The following is a 17,558-nucleotide window of genomic DNA, read 5'->3' as shown; positions in this document are numbered from 1 at the left end:
TGACCGGAGTACCTCCGATGAATTTGCAAGAACAGGCCACCGTCCAGGCCGCCATCGCCATTCTGGACAAGCATCTTCGGCAGCCCGGCGTTGCGGCAAACAGCCCCACGGCGATCAAGCAACTGCTTCGCCTCTCGCGCTGAATCCGGCCTGATGAACTAACCAAGGAGCGGCCCGGAATACCGGGCCTGTTTGACTATGGAATCCCGCATTCCCTACGGTGATGATGTCACTACGATTCGAGCGGTATGCCTGCGTCCCTTCGCTGACGGCTGGGAACAGCCTACAGCGGATGAGGTGCGCGCCGCCTTGTCCATGGCCGGTCTGACCGGCGGGCAAGCGGCAAGACTGCTTGGGATATCAGACGGGCGTACGGTCCGGCGATGGACTGGCGGCGATAGCCACATTCCCTATGCGGCCTGGGCAATGCTCTGCCATGCGGCCGGGCTGGGCATTATTTGGCGCTGACGGGCGAAGCTATTAGCTAGCGACAGCAGTTCGGCAGGAGAACCATGTGCTCTACCCCATTTACGTACACAAGGAAAAAGGCAGCGCCTACGGCGCCTCTTTTCCAGACTTTCCGGGTTGCCATGCCGCAGCCCCCACGCTGCAACAGTTGCATGCAGCAGCACAAGAAGCCGTTGAGGCCCATTTATTTGGCGAAAGCGAGCCTATCGCGCTCCCCAGCGCCGTTAACGACTGGATGCAGCGCACGGCGTTTGAAGGCGGCTTCTGGATGCAGGTCGACATTGACCTTTCCAAGCTCAACACCCCACCCCGCTCCTGGCCCTTCGTCTGACCCCACGCATCCTTATCAAGGCTCATGCCATTGCGACGCCTGCCGCTTCGAGGTCGATCTGGATCTGGACGTACGCAGTGCAATTGTTCAATCTGCAAGCGGCGCGGCGCGCTGATGCTTCGGGCTCCCGCGACAGTGCAGCACAACGTAGCGATCAGAAAGCAAAAAGCCGAATCCCATGTTTCAAAGGATTCGGCCCTATCACTGCATCCCATCTGCCTGCTTGCGCAAGCAGCTCAGGAATTAGATCGCTTTGATCATCGTCGCCTGGGGGCCTTTCTGGCCTTGGCCGGCGACAAACGACACGCGTTGGTTCTCTTCAAGAGACTTGTGTCCGTCACCCTGGATTTCAGAGTAGTGCGCGAACAAATCTTTACCGCCCAGTTCCGGGGAAATAAAGCCGTAGCCCTTGTCGTTGTTGAACCACTTCACGATGCCAGTTTCTATCTTCAATGTATGTCCTAGAGGTACAGGGAAAAAATATTCCCGGGGGCCACTATGGGTGATTACCGGGAACAAAGATATCCCTGTTTCGAAATGACACAATTACGCGAGCGGGCTTTCTGCCCTGCTGCGGCCGAAGCGGCGCCTATAGGGCTGTCAGCGCCAAGTCCCTCTGTCATAAAAAAAAAAGCCCGCCTGTAGAGGCGGGCTGATTCGTGCGGGTTGATCGTCAGATAGTGACGTCCACAACCTTGGTGTGATTCATGCAATGCGCATTGATCTTGTACAGGAAGATGAGATAACCGATGCCCAGCGTGACGATGGAGATGATCGCCCAGATGACGATATTTCCAATGATGCTGGCCAAATCGATCGTGCATTCCAGGCGCCCCACGCGGCGGCCGGAATCGTCAAGCACCGCAGTCCGGCTGATGATGAATCGCTGCATGTAGTACGGGAACACGAACAGCGCCAGGCCGAGCGTGACGATGCTCAAGAGGATCCAGATAATCCCGTGGCCGATGATATCGCCGACGGTGAGATCCGATTTCAACTTCAATTGCTTCATGGTGTGCCCAGGCTCTCGATGTAAGTAACGCTGGAGGTTTTACCATTTTTTTATAAATGTTTCAAAACACACCAACCGACATCGTGCTGCATGCCTGGGCAAACTTCTAGCCTTCGTCAAAGGATGCTCAGCAATTTCCCTTCTTGGCCTGTCCAGGCGGGCAGAAGCCGCCGCCGCCGCCACCGCCATGCGGGTCCACGATCACGGCGCCATCGGGTGTGTAGACCGCGCATCCACCAAGCAGGCATGCGACGACGGCCAGGGCACAGAACATCTTCATCTTGAAATCCATAGGGTTAAGGTCGCCGAAAGTGTATTTCGGCGCCCTGCAACCATGCCCCTACTTTTGTAACGATCCGCCCACGTTCCCTGCTTAAGCGACCTGTTCCGCCGCAACGTCCTGGTTTTGCTCAAGCATCAGGCTCAAGGTGTTCAGAAAGAGATCAAGGCCCAGGATGCCCAAGCCGATGGTCGACAGCACGGTGTTGCCGGCCGCATCCTTGATGACGACCTTCTCGGTCCACGCGTTCAGGTCCACATTGCACAAGCTGGATACCGGCACCGTCTGCCCCTGCACTTGCAGCGCGTCGCGGGTGACGACGATGGGTTGGGTGGTGATGCTCAGGAACTTGCCGCTCATGCGCTTGCGCCAGACCTGTCCCGTGCTGATGTAGTTGAAGGTGACCGCGCCGCCGGACGCCAGGGTATCAAGAACGACGGGCTGGCGCTCGCGCAGGTAGAGCTCGCGGAACAACTGCTGGAAGTCCATGAAGCCCGACAGGTGCAGACTGATCCAGTTGAAGGATTCTTTCGCGTTGCGGCGATAGGCCAGGTTGGTGGCCAGGCCGCTCATCACGGTCTGCCCGGAGCTGAACAGGTAAAGATCTTCGATATCGGCAAAAGCCGTGTACGTCTTCTGCGCACCGACGATCCGGGCCACGCCCTTTTCATAGATCTCATAGCTAGGCTGACGCAACTTCTTCTGCCACACGCTGGCCGCAAGCGCGCCGAGCCCGCAGAACGCCAGGAAACCAGCGGTGCCAAAGAAAACTGGGGGATTCTTCTGCGGCACGATGGTGCTCAGGTAGACAACGAAACCGGCCAGTGCCAGGCACGCGATGCCCAGTATTACAAGGAAATAGACAAAGAACTTGCCATGCCGAAAAGTCTTGATCAGTTCGCCTGTCGAGGGCTGAGAGTGCTGCGTTGCCATGTACTGCCACATCCTATTGTTGATAAGGCCCGTCAGAAGGTGCGGGCGGAATGCCCGCCTGGGACCGGGCTGGATTGTAAAAGAACCATCGCTCTCAATTTAGTTGATTAAATCAACAACCTGCACGAAAATGGTTGCTTTCCGATCGAGATGCCATCATGACCTTGCAGACCCCGCTGACCCGCCTTCTGGGTATCCGATATCCCATCATTCAAGCCGGCATGAGCTGGGCCTCGTCCAATGCGGAACTGGCGGCGGCTGTCTCGGCCGCCGGTGGCCTGGGCGTGGTGGCGTCCGGGCCGATGTACCCGGAGGCGCTGCAAGCCGCGCTGCGCAAGCTGCGCAGCCTGACCGATGCCCCCTACGCGGTGAACATCCCGCTTTACAACAAGCGCGCGCGTGAACATCTGGACATTGCCATCGCGGAAGGCGCCCCCATCATCATCGCCTCGCAAGGCGGGCCGCGAGAGCATCTGGGCCGAGTCCACGATGCCGGCATGAAGTGGCTGCAAGTCATTGCCAGCCCGGTCCATGCCGAGAAGGCCCAGGCGGCCGGCGTTGATGGCGTGATCGCGGTCGGGTTGGAGGCCGGCGGGCACCCCGGCCCCGAAGAGATCACCACCCAAGTGCTGCTGCGGGCGACGGTGCAGCGCGTGGACCTTCCGGTGGTTGCCGCTGGCGGCATCGCGGATGGCGCGGGGATTGCCGCCGCGCTTTGCCTGGGTGCGGCCGGCGCGCAACTGGGAACGCGTTTCTTGCTGACACCCGAAGCGGGCGTGCACGCCGCCTATAAAGCGGCCGTGATGGGCGCGAACATCAGCGACACCACCCTGGTTGGCCGAGGGCGCTCACCGGTGCGCATGCTGCGTAACGCCTTTGCCCAGCAGTACCTCACCGCCGAACGCAGCGGCAGCGATGAAGAGCTGGACGCCCTGTTTGCGCAAAGCACCTTGAAGCAAGCGGCGCTGGAAGGCAATGTCGAACTGGGCAAGGTCGAAGCCGGGCAAAGCGCCGGATTGATTGGCGACCTGGTGCCGGCCGGCGAATTAATGCAGCGTCTGGTGGAAGAAACCTTGGTGGCGATTCGGCGGCTTTCCGCGTTGGGTTGAGTGCCGACCGTGGCAAGGTCCAGCGCTGTTGAGCTGGGCAAGCAGCAACTTCATGCTCTACACAGGCTCCCGAAGGTTGAGATCACCCAACCTTCGGGGCCCTTCATTTCACGTCTGAAGTCGTGAGCCTCCTGACTTCTTCGGCAAGCCTACTTCTTCAACCGCCCTACTTCTTCAACAAGCCCGCGCCTTCGACCAGCTTGCGCATGGCGACCTGATCCTTCTCCACGAACTGGGTCGCTTCTTGCGGCGTCATGGTCCAGAGCTCGACACCCTGCGCGTCCATCAGCTTGCGATATTCCGGCGACTGGTTCACGGCCTGCACGGCTTTGTTCAATGTCTCCAGCACCTGGGGCGGCGTGCCCTTGGGCGCAGCCAGGCTGTACCACGACGCCGATTCCGCCCCGCTTACCCCCGCTTCCGCCAAGGTGGGCACATCGGGAAACAAGGCCGAGCGCTTGGGGTTGGCATAGGCCAGCGCCTTGAGTTTGCCGCTGCGAATGAACTGCACGCTGGCCGCCAGATTCAACACGGCCATGTCAACCTGTCCGCCCACCAGATCATTGATGGCGGGGGCAGCACCGCTATAGGGAATATGCATGATGTCGACCTTGGACTGCTGGCGGAACAGCTCGCCGCCCAGATGCGGCGAACTGCCCGGCCCCGCCGACGCGTAGTTGATCTTGCCCGGTTCCTTGCGTGCCAGGGCGATCAGCTCCGGCAAGGTCGACACCGGCAAGGACGAACGCACCACCAGCATATTGGGCTGGTTGGCCACGATGCCCACGAAGGCAAAATCCTTGATGCCGTCGTACGGCGTCCGCTGCATCAAGGGCGTCACCACATGCGCGGCGGACGTACCCAGCAACAAGGTGTAGCCATCCGGCTTGGCCCGCGCCACGAAATTGGCGCCTATGGCAGCACCGCCGCCGGCCTTGTTCTCTACGATCACCGCCTTGCCCAGCTGCTTTTCCAGCTCGCGCGCCAGCGCTCGTCCCAGCACATCGGCGGGGCCGCCCGCCGCATAAGGATTGACCAGCGTGATCGGCTGATTGGGATAGCTGTCCGCCGCCAGGCTCGCACCGCTGCACACCGCACTGACGGCCAGGCCGCACAGCAATCGCTTCAAGGTATTCATCTTTGTCTCCTGATCCTCATTGGGATGCATGTTTTGTATTGCTAGATGGCGCCAAGCTGCCGTAGCGCCGTGATTTCCTCGTTCGACATCCCCAGCCTTGCGCGCAACACCTCGTCGGTATGCTCGCCCAGCAAAGGAGGCCGTTCGACCTGTGGATCTTCATATCCCTCGAATTTGAAGGGCACCGGCACCGCGCCAAAGCGGCCGATGCGAGGATGCTCATAGCTTGCGACCATGCCGCGCGCGAGCACATGCTCGTTATTGAGAATCTCGCCCACGTCCAGAATCGGCCCGGCCGGCACGCCGACGGCATCACAGCGGCGGCAAAGTTCATCGCGGTCCAGCTTGGCCACTGCGTTCTGCAAGCCCACCATGACTTCCTCACGCCGGGCCACGCGCACAGCGTTGCGGGCCAGTTCCTCATCGGCGCTCCATTGCGGGAGGTCCAAGAGGTCACACAGCGGTTTCCAGTGTTGATCGCTGCCGGTGATCTGCACCCACTTGCCATCGCGGCATTCAAACGCGGCCGACGGCACGCGCCCAGGATGTTCCGTGCCCATGCGCGGCGGCACTTCACCCAAGGCGAAGTACCGCGCCGCGGCCAAAGACAGCAGGCCGACCTGCCCGTCCAGCATGGAGAAATCCACATGGCAGCCGCGCCCGCTACGCTCACGGCCAACCAGGGCCGACAAAATGCCTATCGCCGCCCACAGCCCCGAGGTCAGGTCAGCCACCGGCAAGCCTGGCTTGACCGGCCCGCGACCACGCTCGCCGGTCAGGCTCATGATGCCGCCCATCGCCTGGAACACGGTGTCATAGCCTTTACGCGCGGCATAGGGCCCGGTCATGCCAAAGCCCGTGCACGAGAAGTAAATCAGGTCAGTGTTTTCGGGCGCGATGTGCGCTTTGTCCAGGCCATAGCGCGCCAGGGTGCCCACCGGAAAATTCTCGACCACCACATCCACGTCCTGCGCCAGCCGGCGTATCAAGGCCTGGCCCTCGGGCTTACGAAAATTGACCGTGATCGATTGCTTGCTGCGATTGAAGGCAAGGTAGTAGGCCGACTCATCGCCGCCCTCGCCGTGCACCTTGGGTTCAAATCCGCGCGTCTCATCCCCGCCTTCGGGTTGCTCGACCTTGATCACCGTGGCGCCCAGTTCGGCCAATATCATCGACGCGAAGGGGCAGGCCAGCACCCGCGACAAGTCCAGAATGGTGACGCCATCAAGCGGCTTCATCGCGCCGCCCCTTGTCGAAAGCCACGCATGATGATGTTGGCGTCTCGGCCCACGCCCAGCGCCTCTTCCAGCGCAAGATCCGCGCAGCGATGGAAGGCGCGTTTGGTGAGGCCCATGGCGGCGGGGTCCCAGCCGGCGACACGCTCGGCCAGTTCCAATGCTTGCGGCAAGACATCGGCGGCCGGCACTGCCCGGTTGGCCAGGCCCAAGGCCAGTGCCCGATGGCCGTCGATGGCCTCGGCCATGGCCACCAGCTCGAAAGCCTGCTTGCGACCTAATTGCCGTACCAGATTGGCCATCACCACTGCGGCCACGATGCCGTGGCGCAACTCCGGATAGCCAAAGCGCGTGTCCTCGGCCATGACCACCATGTCGCAGGCCAGCGCCAGGCCGGCGCCGCCGCCCAGCGCATTGCCATGCACGGCGCCGATCACAGGCTTGCTCATGCGCGAGAAAACCAGATGCAGGTCGGTGGTCAGGCTGGCGCGCGCCAACACGGCCTCGGGGTGCTCTGGCGTCAGCGCCGAAAACTCCGTCGTATCCGCGCCCGCGCAAAACGACTTGCCATTGCCGGTCAGCATCACCGCGCGCACCGATTGGTCTTGATCGGCCTCGCGCAGGCTGGCCAGCAAGCCGGTCGTCAAGGCGGTGTTCAAGGCATTGTGCTTTTCCGGGCGATTCAGCCGCAGCACGCGCACCGCGCCCTGATTCTCAATCATCAATTCAACCATGTCTTGACCTCTATTTAATTGATTTAATCAACTTTATGAGCATAAGAACGCCTGTCACAGACAGGCTGCCGCCTTAGCGCGGCTGCACGCCGCGACCGCGGCGTGTCGGCACTTCGGCCTTCAAGTCATTAAGCATATCCAGCATGTGCGATGTCATCTTGTCCAAGGCGCGCTCCAGCACCTCGCGCTCGTCTTCGCTCAGCACGGCCAGCATCTCCTCATTACGCTCAATGGCGGCCGGAAATACTTCTTGGTAGAGCTTTTTTCCGGCGCGCGTCAGGTCCAGGCTTACGCCACGCGCATCCTGGGCATCGGCGCTGCGCTTGATCAGGCCGCGCTCGATCAGGTCGGACACCGTACGGCTGGCCTGGCTTTTGTCGATATTGGCTTCACGTGCCACTGCGTTCAAAGACATATCGGGCGTGGCACCCAGCAAGGCCAGAATCCGCCACTCACGCGGGCCAACGCCATAGCGGCTTTCGTTCAGGCCCGCGGCAATGCGGCTGGACACATAGGCCAGCCGGTTCAAGCGATAGGAGAACAGATCCTTGAGCGTGGCGGGCGTGGCGCGGCGGGTGGAAAGCTTGCTTCTGGTTGCCATGGAATTCTCTTGGAGCGGTTGCGGTGACGAGGGCATCATATACAAACGCCGCTCAAGCGCCGGCCTTGATCAGCGGATGGAAGCCGCTATCGGCCACGCGGCTGTGCAGGTCGCGCCCCAGCACCTCGCGGCAGCGTTGCGATACGACGGCCAATCCGTCCAGATCCAGACCCGTGCGCACACCCATGGATTCAAACAGACTGACCAGGTCTTCCGTCGCCACATTGCCGGTATGTCCACCGCCATATTTGACCTTGGCCGGATGGCCGCCCACGCCGCCAATGGCGCAATCAAACCAGCGCACACCTGCGTCCAGGGCGGCCACGTAATTCACCAGACCCGTTGCGCGGGTGTCATGAAAATGGGCCACCAACGTGAGCTGCGGCAGTTCGCGTTGCAACGCGCCGTACAGCTCGCGCACCGCTTGCGGCGTGGCCATGCCGGTGGTGTCGCCCAAGGTGACGATGTCCACACCCAGCGCCGCATAGCGCTCGGCGTCGCGCAGCACGCTATCTGCCGATACCGCACCCTCGAAGGGGCAACCAAACGCCACCGAAATCGTGCCTATCATGCGGAAGCGGCCCCGGCCCAGGCTGGCCATGTCGGCGATGTTGCCCCATTGATCCGCGCGGCTGCGCTTCAGATTGCGCTCGGAGTGCGACTCGCTGGCCGAGACCAGCAGGCTGATCTCATTGGCGCCATGGCCTTGTTCCAGATCGGCCAGCGCCCGCTGCACGGCGCGCGCATTGGCGCAGGTCGCCTTGTACCAGACGCCGTCCCGACGCGGCAGCGCCGTTAGCATGTCGCTCGCATCGGCAAACTGCGGCACCACCTTGGGATTGGAATACGAGGTGGCCTCTACCCGCTCAAAACCCAGCGCCGCAAACGCGTCGACCAATTCGATCTTGATCTCGGTCGCAATGAAATCCGGCTCATGCTGCAAGCCGTCGCGGGCAAAACACTCGCACAGCACCACGTCGCGCGTCATGCTTTTTCCTCCAGGCCAAACAGGCGGATCGCATGGGCGCGCAACTTGATCTTCTGCACCTTGGAGCTACCCGTCATGCCTATGTTCTCGAAGGTATCGACGATTTCCATATAGCGCGGCACCTTGAAATTGGCGCAACGGCTTTTGCACCAGGCAATCAGTTCGGAAGGCTCGGCCTGCTGGTCTTCGCGCAACAGCACAAAGGCGGCCGGCACTTCGCCCAGACGGGCATCGGGCACCCCCACCACCTGGGCCATGCGTACGGCGGGATGACCATGCAAAACCTCTTCAACCTCGGCCGGCGCCACGTTCTCGCCACCGACGCGGAACATATCCTTCAGCCGGCCCACCATGCGCAAACGCCCTTCGGCATTCATCTCGCCCAGGTCGCCGGTGCTAAGCCAGCCATCCTCGCTCAACGCCCGTGCGGTGGCCTCGGGCATCTTGTAGTAGCCCTTCATCACACTCCAGCCACGGGCCTGGATCTCGCCCTGCCCGCCCGGTGCGACCACCGCGCCGGTCGCCGGATCGACCAGGCGGATTTCCATGCCGGGATGCGGCAAGGCCCACCCGTGGGCGCGCAATGAAAACTCGTCGTTCCAGGCCGACATGACGATATTGGGCGAGGCTTCGGACTGCCCATAGGCATTGCACACCGACGGCACGCCCATCACATCGCGAATCTTCTGCATCACCTCGGGGCCAGCGGCCGCCCAACCGCCACGCAAATGAATCCGCTGACGATCAAAATCAGGATGGCCCATCAGCATCAAAAAGATGGTGTCGTTGCCGGAGGTCAGCGTGCAGCGCTCCTCATCCAAGATACGCAAGGTCTCGCCCACATCGAAATTCGGCAAGGTCAGCAGACAGCACCCCGTTACCAGACTGACCAAAATGGACAGCGTGGTGCCCGCCACATGGAAATAAGGCCGGATACTGAAATAGCGGTCTTCCGGCTGCACGCCCATGCGCTGCGCCACGGCTGCGGCATTGCCCAGCATATTGGCGTGGCTGAGCATCACACCCTTGGGGAACGAAGTCGTGCCCGAGGTGTATTGGATCAAAAGCACATCATCACTGCTGACGGCGTGCATGGCTGCATCAAAGCCGGCCATATCGGCACGATCCGCGCCTTCGATAAAGTCCGCCCACGAGGTCGTGCCCGGCAGGCTGCGTTCACCCAGCACCACCACCTTGCCCAAGACCGGCAGCGCCGCGCCAGGCAGACGCTGAGCCAGGGCCGGCTCTACCCGCTGCAGCAGATCCAGAAAGTCTATGCCCAGAAAAGTGTCGGCAGTCAGCAGCAGCTTGACGTCAGCCTGTTGCAGGCAGAAGGCCAGCTCTTCCGTCTTGAACCGGGTATTGACCGGCACCGTCACCGCGCCGATCAAGGCGCAGGCGTAGAACAGTTGCAGCCAGTCGCCACCATTGCCTAGAAAGATGCCCACATGGTCGCCACGACGCACACCGGCCGCATACAAAGCCTGCGCACGTAACCGGGCGCCGGCTGCCAGTTCATTCCAGTTCAAACGTTCCCCCGGGGCAACAAAAGCCTCGTCAGGTCCACGTGCCGCCACCGTCTGCGCCAAACAGGCAGCCAGAGTCATCGCCTTCATGCCTGCGGCTCCTTGCCAAAGCCGGCGATGGCGCCTTGCCAATCCGTGCCGCGCAGGTTTTCTTCGATCGCCAACAGTTCGATGGCCATGGCGCCTTCGCGCGTGGTGGCCAGGCCTTGATCGATGCTGCGCTTGGTCAAACGCATCGTCAAAGGCTGGGCACGGGCCATGGCGGCCGCCATGGCTTGCGCCTCCTGGCGTAGCGCAGCGGGCGCATACACATGGTTGACCAGTCCGATCTCGCACGCTTCGGCGGCGTCGAAGCGGCGGCCGGTAAACAACAGCTCTTTGGCCTTGCGAGCCCCAGCAATACGCGGCAGACGCTGCGTTGCGCCGACTGTGCCCCAACCCACTTCGGGATAGCAGAATACGGCCTCGGTGGAGGCCAGCACGAAGTCGCAGGCGCCGGCGATTTCGCAACCCGAACCAAAGGCCGGACCATGCACCACCGCCACCACGGGTTGCGGCAGGCGCTCAATGGCGGCATAGGCGGCAAAGCCCTGAACCCGGCGCGCCGTCAGCTCCTGATGGTTCATGGTTTTGCGTTCCTTGAGATCGGCGCCAGCGCAAAAGGCGGGGCCGCTGCCCGTGATCAGCGCCACATGCACGCCAGGGTCGGCAGCAATCGCCTCCATGACCTGCACCAACTCCGCGCACATCTGCGAACTAAGCGCGTTACGGCTATCGGGCCGGTTCAACGTCACCGTGGCAACACGGTCCTGCACCTCAAACAGAATCGTGTGATAAGTCCGGGTCATGCCTGCTCCTGAATGTTCGGTTCTTGTCACCGCATGAAGCCGCGGCCGTGGATCGACTATATGCCTTTTAGTTGATTTAATCCACTATTTATTCGCACGCTGTTACGTTGACATTCAGCTTGGCGGCCACGTCGTCGAGGGCGCGCTGTGTATCGCTCGCCAAGCCCGGGCATGGCGGAAAGTTCGCTAGGTCAGCCGGTCACTTCGCCTTCGCGCGCACGGCGTTGCAATCGAGTTCCAGCACGATTTTTCCCGTCCCTTTTTCCGTCACCTTGGACGCCAACTGCAGGTCTTTAGGGTTGCCGCGATCTTTGCAGGCCTCGTATGCGTAGCCTTCCGCCAAAGCGAGATTTGCCCCAGGATCGGAACCGTGTCCGTGCATCCATCTACCGAAGGGATCCTTCCTGGAGACCTGGTAGGTCGTAGCACTGGAAGATGCGACGGCCTGAGGCTGGCCCTTCTTTCTCTTGGCGCGCTCCGCGTCGCAGTCCAGTTCCACGAGCACCTTTCCCGTCGCCTTTTCCGTCACTTTCGCCGCACGGTTCCAAAGTTTGGGGTTGCCGCGATCCAGGCAAGCGCGTTGCGCGGCTGCTTCAGCAGCGTAAAGCTCCGTACCCGGTTGATTCGCCGCAGGGCCCTTCCACACGCCTGCGGGATCCTGCCAGGTGGCGATGTATTGGGCTGCAACCGGACCCGTCAACATCATCCCCATGATGCCCGCCCCGCATAGCCATCTCTTCATGACGATCCCCTCGGTTCTTTTTTCGAACGAATAGGGTAGTCGCGGAAGCGGTCTATGTAACTCCACCGAAAAGGGCAATCCCTCCGGTAATGCCACCACCTTCACCTACACCGAGCGATTGCGCCGAGTGCATCAGGTGTTTGAGGACGCGATGTGCCAGGGTTTAAGGCTTGCGGACAATGGCGGCGCTTAAGGCGTGTTCGCCGGGCGCTTACCATTCAGCAACGCTGACACAAGCGAAACGCGGCCGCGATACGCAAGCGCGGCGGAGTCTGCCCTCGTTCATCCAACACTGGCCATGTGCTCAAGAATCAATGCGCTCCCCGTTGACACGAATCACTGGCCTGCGCTTCTCGTCGAAGCCGCACAACCTATCGATTTCCTTTGGGAACTGTGTGTACGGCACGTTGTACTGAATGAATGCCTCGACGCTGTCCGGAAATGCATTGATGAGCAGCCAGCCCAGCCAGAGCGGAATGGTGAGGGGGGCCTTGAACATTCCATAAGGCTTCGCCAAACGGCGTCGCAGGCCTGCATACCAGTCTCGGTAGGGTTGTTGGGTCTCTCGCCAGCGGCTCTGTCGTGGTGGCAGCGGCGCGGGCTTGGGCAGGGCGTCTGGACCACGTTCCATGAAGACTTGCAAATAGGACCAGAGGGCCTTGGCCGAACGGTCGCCGTCAAACAAGCCGAGATTGCCGCATGCCGCACAGATCTCGGTCGGCGGATCCGTGCTGTAGTCCACGCCAAAAAGGTACAGCGGGTGCCGACTGGCGTAGCCACTTGCAGACACAATGGGAACGTACCCTGCCACGGCTTCCAGTTGATCCCAATCGAGTGCATGAAGACGCTTCTGGCGCGGATAGATGAAGTAGAGCTTGCGGGTGCCTCGGTGGATGCGAATATACGCTCCGCGATTTCGATGGGCACCACCTGCGAAGTAGAAAAGTAGCGCTATTGTTAACGTGAGTAGCACCCCAAGAAGCATGTTGCCGGCGATGCGGTAGGTCATATTCTCGACGCCAACTACCACAAGAAGCAGCAGCATAGTGGCGACAGCCACAACGAACGATGCGCCTATGTAACCAGCCACTCCACGCTGAATGAAATTAGCGAAAGTGTCGAGTTCTACACACTGTTCGCTCACCCGTCTTACGCCATCGGGTTGAGGCGATTCCCCGGTCGGCTGATCTCTGTAGAGTCGCGTTCCACCAAAGCGGAGACTATTTGGCAGACGTTTAATCGCTGACATTATTTGGTGCCCCGACAGGTTTAAGTTTGGCTGAATCAAGCAGAACCGTGAGCCGGCCACCTGATGTGAATACCAGTGATGTCGGCGCGTCGAGTTGAAGCAATGCCAACCTAGATAACGGTCGTTCATTGAATAGTGGGCATGTGCTCACGAATCAATACGCTCCCCATTCACACGAATCACTGGCTTGCGCTTCTCGTCAAAGCCGCACAACCTATCGATTTCCTTTGGGAACTGTGTGTACGGCACGTTGTACTGAATGAAGGCCTCGACGCTATCGGGGAACGCATTGATAAGCAGCCAACCTAACAAGAGCGGAATGATCAAGGGCGCCTTGAACATGCCGTAGGGCTTCGCCAGTTGGCGTCGCAGGCCTGCATACCAGTCTCGGTAGGGTTGTTGGGTCTCTCGCCAGCGGCTCTGTCGTAGCGGCAGTGGCGCGGGCTTGCTCCAACGGGTTCTAGCTTGGCTGAATCAATCGGATTCGTGAACCAGCCACTTGATGTGAACACCAACGGCGTCGGCGCGTCCGGGTGTAGCAATGCCAACCCAGGTAACGGTCGTTCATTGAATAGTGGGCATGTGCTCACGAATCAATACGCTCCCCATTCACACGAATCACTGGCCTGCGCTTCTCGTCAAAGCCGCACAACCTATCGATTTCTTTTGGGAACTGTGTGTAGGGCACGTTGTGCTGGATGAAGGCCTCGACGCTGTCCGGAAATGCATTGATGAGCAGCCAGCCTAGCCAGAGCGGAATGGTGAGGGGGGCTTTGAACATTCCATAGGGCTTCGTCAGCCGGCGTCGCAGGCCTGCATACCAGTCTCGATAGGGTTGTTGGGTCTCTTGCCAGCGGCTTCCTCGTGGTGGCAGCGGCGCGGGCTTGGGCAGGCCTTCTGGGCCCCGTTCCATGAAGACTTGCAAATAGGACCAAAGGCTCTTGGCCGAACGGTCGCCGTCAAACAGGCCGAGATTGCCGCATGCCGCACAGATTTCTGTCGGCGGGTCCATGCTGTAGTCCACACCAAAAAGGTACAGCGGGTGCCGACTGGCGTAGCCACTTGCAGACACAATGGGAACGTATCCTGCCAAGGCTTCGAGTTGGCCCCAATCAAGTACGTGCAGACGTTTCTGGCGCGGATAGATGAAGTAGAGTTTGCGGGTGCCTCGGTGGATGCGAATATACGCACCGCGATTTCGATGGGCACCACTTGCGAAGTAAAAAATGGAGATCATTGCAGGCAGTACGGGAATGTAGAGTGCAATCTCCACGAAGCTCCTCAAAGTCACTTGCTCTATACCTTCAAAAAAAAGAATAAGCGCACATGCTCCGAGCGAGACAACGACTGACAATCCAAGGGCTCCAGCGGCCCCAAGTTGAGTGAAATTCGCAAAGGTTTCAAGTTCAACAGCCTGACTGTTTACCCTACGCACACCATCCGGTTGCGGAGGTTCACCTGTGAACCAATTTTTGTGCAGTGGTGTCCCACCGATGCGGAGATTTCTGGGCAGACGCTTGATGCCAGACATTATTTTGGAGCCCCAACAGGTTCTAGTTTGGCTAAATCAATTGGGTCGGAGAGCCATCCGCTCGAGGTGAACACCAACGGATCCGGTGCGTCAGGCTGCGGCAATGCGAGGCCAGGTTGTTGCTCGGGATGAGGAATATACAAATACTCCAGTGCTACTTTTGTGTCCTCATGCATTTGGATCGACCAGCCGCATTCTTTGCCGGTGCCGCCTAAGGATGTAATCAGGCATTCCCTGTGATAGTCGATAGGGCTAGTGCCTGCGGCATACATGATCGGCCCGTCGATCCGAGCGATCTTGTTTCCACGCAATGTGAAGGAGAACCTAGTTTGAAAACGCTCACCTGGCATGTCATCAACACCAGGAAGCTGACAGTGAATGCGTAGTGTGCCTACCGAGTACCCAGATGTTTGATTCCACTCGGGTGTAAGTCGTGGCCGGTAGTACAAACTGTAGACCGTATCCAACTCTTCTTTATTTGTGTAATGGCGGCTGTCAACACCCCAAGCACTATGCTTGAGCCAAATTTCCACCGGGCCGTGCTTGGTCATATCAACACCAAAAGCAAATCCAATGACAGCTACTACGGCTCCAATGGCGACAACAGCCCACCCGCCTGGGGTGAGCCCAAGAAAGGCGACAGCTCCCGCGCCGCCAGACACGGTCGCTGCGGTAGCCATGCCACCAGCCCATGTTGCAACGGCTAGCACACCGCTAGCAATTGCCGAACCGAGAAACATAACTCCTTGCTCCTGATTGCTGTTGTTGAACGCTCCGACGGCTCTGAACGCCTCGGCAATTGCCAATAGGCCTGCTCCGCCGGCACCGAAAATAGCAACTCCGCGTTTAGCCGCAAAGATCTTGGCAGTAGAAGCCAAAGCCGTATTCCCTCGGACACCCGCACGCACCGCAACAACACTTGCGCTTATTTCTATCGCGGCGCCAATCAAAGCAATTAAAGCGCCCAGAACGCTAGTCCTGGCAGCGGCTCTGTCTTTACTTGTACCTAGTTCTTTTAGAGCCTTAGTCAGTCCAACAAGGGCAAGATATCCGCCCAGGCCCGTGAACAGATGGCCTCCAGGACCACGCATACGATTCACCGCGTTAATGAATGGATTACCTTCCATGAGAACAGCTCGTGCAGGAGGTAACGCAGGCCGATCTGCCGGCGCGCTGTCGAGCTCGCGATAAGTTGTCTCGCCGACCTTGACCCAGTCGTACACCAAAACACGCGTCACTATGTCAGCTTGATTGACTTTCGGAGACGGAATTTTCCAGCCCTGCGAGCGCTCGCCACCTAGCGTTTGATAGCCCTGGAATTCATAGGCGGCGCGCTGCAAATCCACCAAACTAACGTCGTATACAACGATGGTTGCGTTGGCTCGGATCTCCATCACGTGTCGCAGACGCCGTACCAATACGTCCGCTTGCTTTGCCTGCGGCAAAACCTGCAGCAATCCAATCAGCGCATTGGTGGCGGGAGTGATGACATGCTCTTCCATGAACTTGTCCATGACTTCGAACATGTTCTTGGCGATATAACCCGTACCGGACTGCAACCGGGCCAGCAAAATTTCGCTGCCATTGGCGAGTGCGAGCCAATAGGGGCTCTTGTCTGCGGGCTTGGCGATCAAGTCGCTTAGGGCTTGCGCCCCGTCCTTCGTATGAACCAAGCCGCCCACGCACTGGAAGACGGCATTCTCATAGCCGCGTGCGTTGTGGATCACGCGAAGGTCAAAGCAACTCAGTGCCTTGCCCAACAGCTTCTCTTGGTCGATGAGCAGCACCCAGGCGATGGAATCTTTCACCGCCGTGGCAATGGTTTTCTCAAACTCTTTGATCTTCTTCGAGTAGGTATCGGGAAACGACGTTGCGCCAACATAGTTCACCAGATTTCGTTGCTTGGCCAGGGCCTTGGCCAAATCCGGGGAACTGGCAGCCTGCTTCTTCATGGCCTCAAAATAGTTGGTAATGAGCATCCCGCTCTGCAACTTGTGCGCATTTTGACCGGCATACTTCGTCTTGCTCGCTACAGCCTCTGTGACCAGGTAGTGCAGCTCACTTGCAATTCCGATGGGATCTTGCAGCGCAGCCACCAGAGGCGTGATGTCCATACGAGGGCGCAGTTCGATGTACATATTGCCCAAGATATTATTGTGGTCCGCAACGGCCACCGAGAACTGAATCTCGCTCCAGCCATAATGCATGGGAGTGCCGTGCACAGCCGGTGGAACAAGCTCCCGGGCGGCGTTGCCAAGCAATGCGGCACTAAAGACATGCTTCTGCTTAGCCCCCCCAGCAGGCTTGATTTTGACGGCCAGCGCATCCCGCAGCCCGTCCTTGTTCGTTTCGATATCCCAAAGCGTGCGATGAGTAAGCATCGTCTCACTTACCATCAGGTAGATGCTCTCTGCGGCTTTGCTTTCTGGGGCTAGCAGAAAGGACTTGGCGCCCGCAGTATCGGGGCTCGCCTGCCGACCCGGGGTAGCGTCGGTTTCATCGGCACGGCTCCACCAGATACGAGCAAATCGCACGTCCTCGGTAACTTGATAGTGCTGCGTCCACATGCGGCCCTTCTCGAAAAAGCAGAGGTAGACGTAAGTGCCCGGACGCAGCACGCGTAAACCGTAGGCCTTGCCTGATGTGAGCGCGGGATAGCCCTCGGTATCAAGGGTGGAAAATACGTCTTTATCTAGCGCCCTATCCGCGATGCCGTAGCGTAGTGGGTAGACAGGAATGCACCGATGACACGGTGGTGCCGAGATAGCTTTACCCAGTTGTTTTTCATTGGGGCGGTCCGGGCTCAGCGCTATTTTGTAAGTCGTCGTCATGC

19 protein-coding genes are annotated in these 17,558 nt (G+C 59.6%); 3 read left to right on the top strand and 16 right to left on the bottom strand.

Going from position 1 to position 17,558, the window contains the following annotated elements:
* Positions 1–17: 17 nt before the first annotated feature.
* Both WBR68_RS26635 and WBR68_RS26625 read left to right on the top strand, forming a co-directional pair.
* Positions 18–143, top strand: coding sequence for a hypothetical protein (locus tag WBR68_RS26635; protein WP_255696295.1), 126 nt, complete (start codon positions 18–20; stop codon positions 141–143).
* A gap of 371 nt (positions 144–514) precedes the next feature.
* Complete coding sequence (locus WBR68_RS26625) at positions 515–799, top strand: type II toxin-antitoxin system HicB family antitoxin (RefSeq protein WP_230695708.1); 285 nt, start codon at positions 515–517, stop codon at positions 797–799.
* A 243-nt stretch (positions 800–1,042) separates the two neighbouring features.
* Here the strand turns inward: WBR68_RS26625 and WBR68_RS26620 are convergent, their stop codons facing one another.
* The 4 genes from WBR68_RS26620 to WBR68_RS26605 form a co-directional block, all read right to left on the bottom strand.
* Entirely contained in the window at positions 1,043–1,246 is a 204-nt protein-coding gene (locus WBR68_RS26620; protein ID WP_172616244.1) for a cold-shock protein, read from the bottom strand.
* A gap of 226 nt (positions 1,247–1,472) precedes the next feature.
* Positions 1,473–1,811 (bottom strand): DUF6693 family protein, encoded by a 339-nt coding sequence (locus WBR68_RS26615; RefSeq protein ID WP_050449299.1) that lies wholly within the window; start codon positions 1,809–1,811, stop codon positions 1,473–1,475.
* Between the two features lie 127 nt (positions 1,812–1,938).
* Positions 1,939–2,103, bottom strand: coding sequence for a hypothetical protein (locus tag WBR68_RS26610; protein WP_198158214.1), 165 nt, complete (start codon positions 2,101–2,103; stop codon positions 1,939–1,941).
* A gap of 81 nt (positions 2,104–2,184) precedes the next feature.
* The gene (locus WBR68_RS26605) at positions 2,185–3,024 is read right to left on the bottom strand and encodes a hypothetical protein (protein WP_230695707.1); all 840 of its coding nucleotides are present in this window, start codon (positions 3,022–3,024) and stop codon (positions 2,185–2,187) included.
* 158 nt (positions 3,025–3,182) lie between these two features.
* Between WBR68_RS26605 and WBR68_RS26600 the strand changes: the two genes are divergently transcribed.
* Positions 3,183–4,133 (top strand): NAD(P)H-dependent flavin oxidoreductase, encoded by a 951-nt coding sequence (locus WBR68_RS26600; protein ID WP_127185312.1) that lies wholly within the window; start codon positions 3,183–3,185, stop codon positions 4,131–4,133.
* Positions 4,134–4,299: 166 nt separating this feature from the next.
* On the opposite strand, the gene WBR68_RS26595 is transcribed toward WBR68_RS26600, so the two are convergent.
* The 12 genes from WBR68_RS26595 to WBR68_RS26540 all read right to left on the bottom strand — a co-directional run bounded on the left by WBR68_RS26595 (position 4,300) and on the right by WBR68_RS26540 (position 17,556).
* Positions 4,300–5,271 (bottom strand): Bug family tripartite tricarboxylate transporter substrate binding protein, encoded by a 972-nt coding sequence (locus WBR68_RS26595; protein WP_230695706.1) that lies wholly within the window; start codon positions 5,269–5,271, stop codon positions 4,300–4,302.
* A gap of 41 nt (positions 5,272–5,312) precedes the next feature.
* Entirely contained in the window at positions 5,313–6,509 is a 1,197-nt protein-coding gene (locus WBR68_RS26590; protein ID WP_230695705.1) for a CaiB/BaiF CoA transferase family protein, read from the bottom strand.
* Positions 6,506–7,228: an enoyl-CoA hydratase/isomerase family protein gene (locus WBR68_RS26585; RefSeq protein ID WP_230695704.1), complete on the bottom strand. Its 723-nt coding sequence runs from the start codon at positions 7,226–7,228 to the stop codon at positions 6,506–6,508. Before WBR68_RS26585 ends, WBR68_RS26590 begins: the two co-directional genes overlap by 4 nt.
* 85 nt (positions 7,229–7,313) lie before the next feature.
* The gene (locus WBR68_RS26580; RefSeq protein ID WP_230695703.1) at positions 7,314–7,841 is read right to left on the bottom strand and encodes a MarR family winged helix-turn-helix transcriptional regulator; all 528 of its coding nucleotides are present in this window, start codon (positions 7,839–7,841) and stop codon (positions 7,314–7,316) included.
* A gap of 52 nt (positions 7,842–7,893) precedes the next feature.
* Positions 7,894–8,829: a hydroxymethylglutaryl-CoA lyase gene (locus tag WBR68_RS26575; RefSeq protein WP_230695702.1), complete on the bottom strand. Its 936-nt coding sequence runs from the start codon at positions 8,827–8,829 to the stop codon at positions 7,894–7,896.
* Complete coding sequence (locus WBR68_RS26570; RefSeq protein WP_230695701.1) at positions 8,826–10,445, bottom strand: AMP-binding protein; 1,620 nt, start codon at positions 10,443–10,445, stop codon at positions 8,826–8,828. The genes WBR68_RS26575 and WBR68_RS26570 overlap by 4 nt, the downstream gene beginning before the upstream one ends.
* Positions 10,442–11,203 carry an enoyl-CoA hydratase/isomerase family protein gene (locus tag WBR68_RS26565; RefSeq protein WP_230695700.1) on the bottom strand — a complete coding sequence of 254 codons (762 nt, stop codon included), beginning with the start codon at positions 11,201–11,203 and terminating at the stop codon, positions 10,442–10,444. Before WBR68_RS26565 ends, WBR68_RS26570 begins: the two co-directional genes overlap by 4 nt.
* A 199-nt stretch (positions 11,204–11,402) precedes the next feature.
* Positions 11,403–11,945 carry a hypothetical protein gene (locus WBR68_RS26560; RefSeq protein WP_230695699.1) on the bottom strand — a complete coding sequence of 181 codons (543 nt, stop codon included), beginning with the start codon at positions 11,943–11,945 and terminating at the stop codon, positions 11,403–11,405.
* Between the two features lie 304 nt (positions 11,946–12,249).
* Positions 12,250–12,990 carry a DUF6708 domain-containing protein gene (locus tag WBR68_RS26555; RefSeq protein WP_230695698.1) on the bottom strand — a complete coding sequence of 247 codons (741 nt, stop codon included), beginning with the start codon at positions 12,988–12,990 and terminating at the stop codon, positions 12,250–12,252.
* A 351-nt stretch (positions 12,991–13,341) separates the two neighbouring features.
* The gene (locus WBR68_RS26550; protein WP_230695697.1) at positions 13,342–13,536 is read right to left on the bottom strand and encodes a hypothetical protein; all 195 of its coding nucleotides are present in this window, start codon (positions 13,534–13,536) and stop codon (positions 13,342–13,344) included.
* 244 nt (positions 13,537–13,780) lie between these two features.
* The gene (locus tag WBR68_RS26545) at positions 13,781–14,725 is read right to left on the bottom strand and encodes a DUF6708 domain-containing protein (RefSeq protein WP_230695696.1); all 945 of its coding nucleotides are present in this window, start codon (positions 14,723–14,725) and stop codon (positions 13,781–13,783) included.
* A complete protein-coding gene (locus tag WBR68_RS26540) occupies positions 14,725–17,556 on the bottom strand; it encodes a toxin VasX (protein ID WP_230695695.1) in 2,832 nt (943 codons plus the stop codon). The genes WBR68_RS26545 and WBR68_RS26540 overlap by 1 nt, the downstream gene beginning before the upstream one ends.
* Positions 17,557–17,558: the final 2 nt, after the last annotated feature.

The sequence above is a fragment of the Achromobacter sp. JD-1 genome (assembly GCF_038594925.1).
Taxonomy (GTDB): Bacteria; Pseudomonadota; Gammaproteobacteria; order Burkholderiales; family Burkholderiaceae_B; genus Achromobacter; species Achromobacter spanius_C.
The sequence above is the reverse complement of the archived record's forward strand: the minus strand, read 5'-3'. Positions and strand labels throughout refer to the sequence as shown.

What these genes read in the sequence shown, in the direction of transcription:
- WBR68_RS26615 (WP_050449299.1), bottom strand. Translation starts at nt 1,811, where the DNA reads ATGAAGCAATTGAAGTTGAAATCGGATCTCACCGTCGGCGATATCATC.
- WBR68_RS26565 (WP_230695700.1), bottom strand. Translation starts at nt 11,203, where the DNA reads ATGACCCGGACTTATCACACGATTCTGTTTGAGGTGCAGGACCGTGTT.
- WBR68_RS26595 (WP_230695706.1), bottom strand. Translation starts at nt 5,271, where the DNA reads ATGAATACCTTGAAGCGATTGCTGTGCGGCCTGGCCGTCAGTGCGGTG.
- WBR68_RS26580 (WP_230695703.1), bottom strand. Translation starts at nt 7,841, where the DNA reads ATGGCAACCAGAAGCAAGCTTTCCACCCGCCGCGCCACGCCCGCCACG.
- WBR68_RS26585 (WP_230695704.1), bottom strand. Translation starts at nt 7,228, where the DNA reads ATGATTGAGAATCAGGGCGCGGTGCGCGTGCTGCGGCTGAATCGCCCG.
- WBR68_RS26545 (WP_230695696.1), bottom strand. Translation starts at nt 14,725, where the DNA reads ATGTCTGGCATCAAGCGTCTGCCCAGAAATCTCCGCATCGGTGGGACA.
- WBR68_RS26605 (WP_230695707.1), bottom strand. Translation starts at nt 3,024, where the DNA reads ATGGCAACGCAGCACTCTCAGCCCTCGACAGGCGAACTGATCAAGACT.
- WBR68_RS26610 (WP_198158214.1), bottom strand. Translation starts at nt 2,103, where the DNA reads ATGGATTTCAAGATGAAGATGTTCTGTGCCCTGGCCGTCGTCGCATGC.
- WBR68_RS26555 (WP_230695698.1), bottom strand. Translation starts at nt 12,990, where the DNA reads ATGCTGCTGCTTCTTGTGGTAGTTGGCGTCGAGAATATGACCTACCGC.
- WBR68_RS26560 (WP_230695699.1), bottom strand. Translation starts at nt 11,945, where the DNA reads ATGAAGAGATGGCTATGCGGGGCGGGCATCATGGGGATGATGTTGACG.
- WBR68_RS26635 (WP_255696295.1), top strand. Translation starts at nt 18, where the DNA reads ATGAATTTGCAAGAACAGGCCACCGTCCAGGCCGCCATCGCCATTCTG.
- WBR68_RS26550 (WP_230695697.1), bottom strand. Translation starts at nt 13,536, where the DNA reads ATGTTCAAGGCGCCCTTGATCATTCCGCTCTTGTTAGGTTGGCTGCTT.
- WBR68_RS26575 (WP_230695702.1), bottom strand. Translation starts at nt 8,829, where the DNA reads ATGACGCGCGACGTGGTGCTGTGCGAGTGTTTTGCCCGCGACGGCTTG.
- WBR68_RS26570 (WP_230695701.1), bottom strand. Translation starts at nt 10,445, where the DNA reads ATGAAGGCGATGACTCTGGCTGCCTGTTTGGCGCAGACGGTGGCGGCA.
- WBR68_RS26600 (WP_127185312.1), top strand. Translation starts at nt 3,183, where the DNA reads ATGACCTTGCAGACCCCGCTGACCCGCCTTCTGGGTATCCGATATCCC.
- WBR68_RS26540 (WP_230695695.1), bottom strand. Translation starts at nt 17,556, where the DNA reads ATGACGACGACTTACAAAATAGCGCTGAGCCCGGACCGCCCCAATGAA.
- WBR68_RS26590 (WP_230695705.1), bottom strand. Translation starts at nt 6,509, where the DNA reads ATGAAGCCGCTTGATGGCGTCACCATTCTGGACTTGTCGCGGGTGCTG.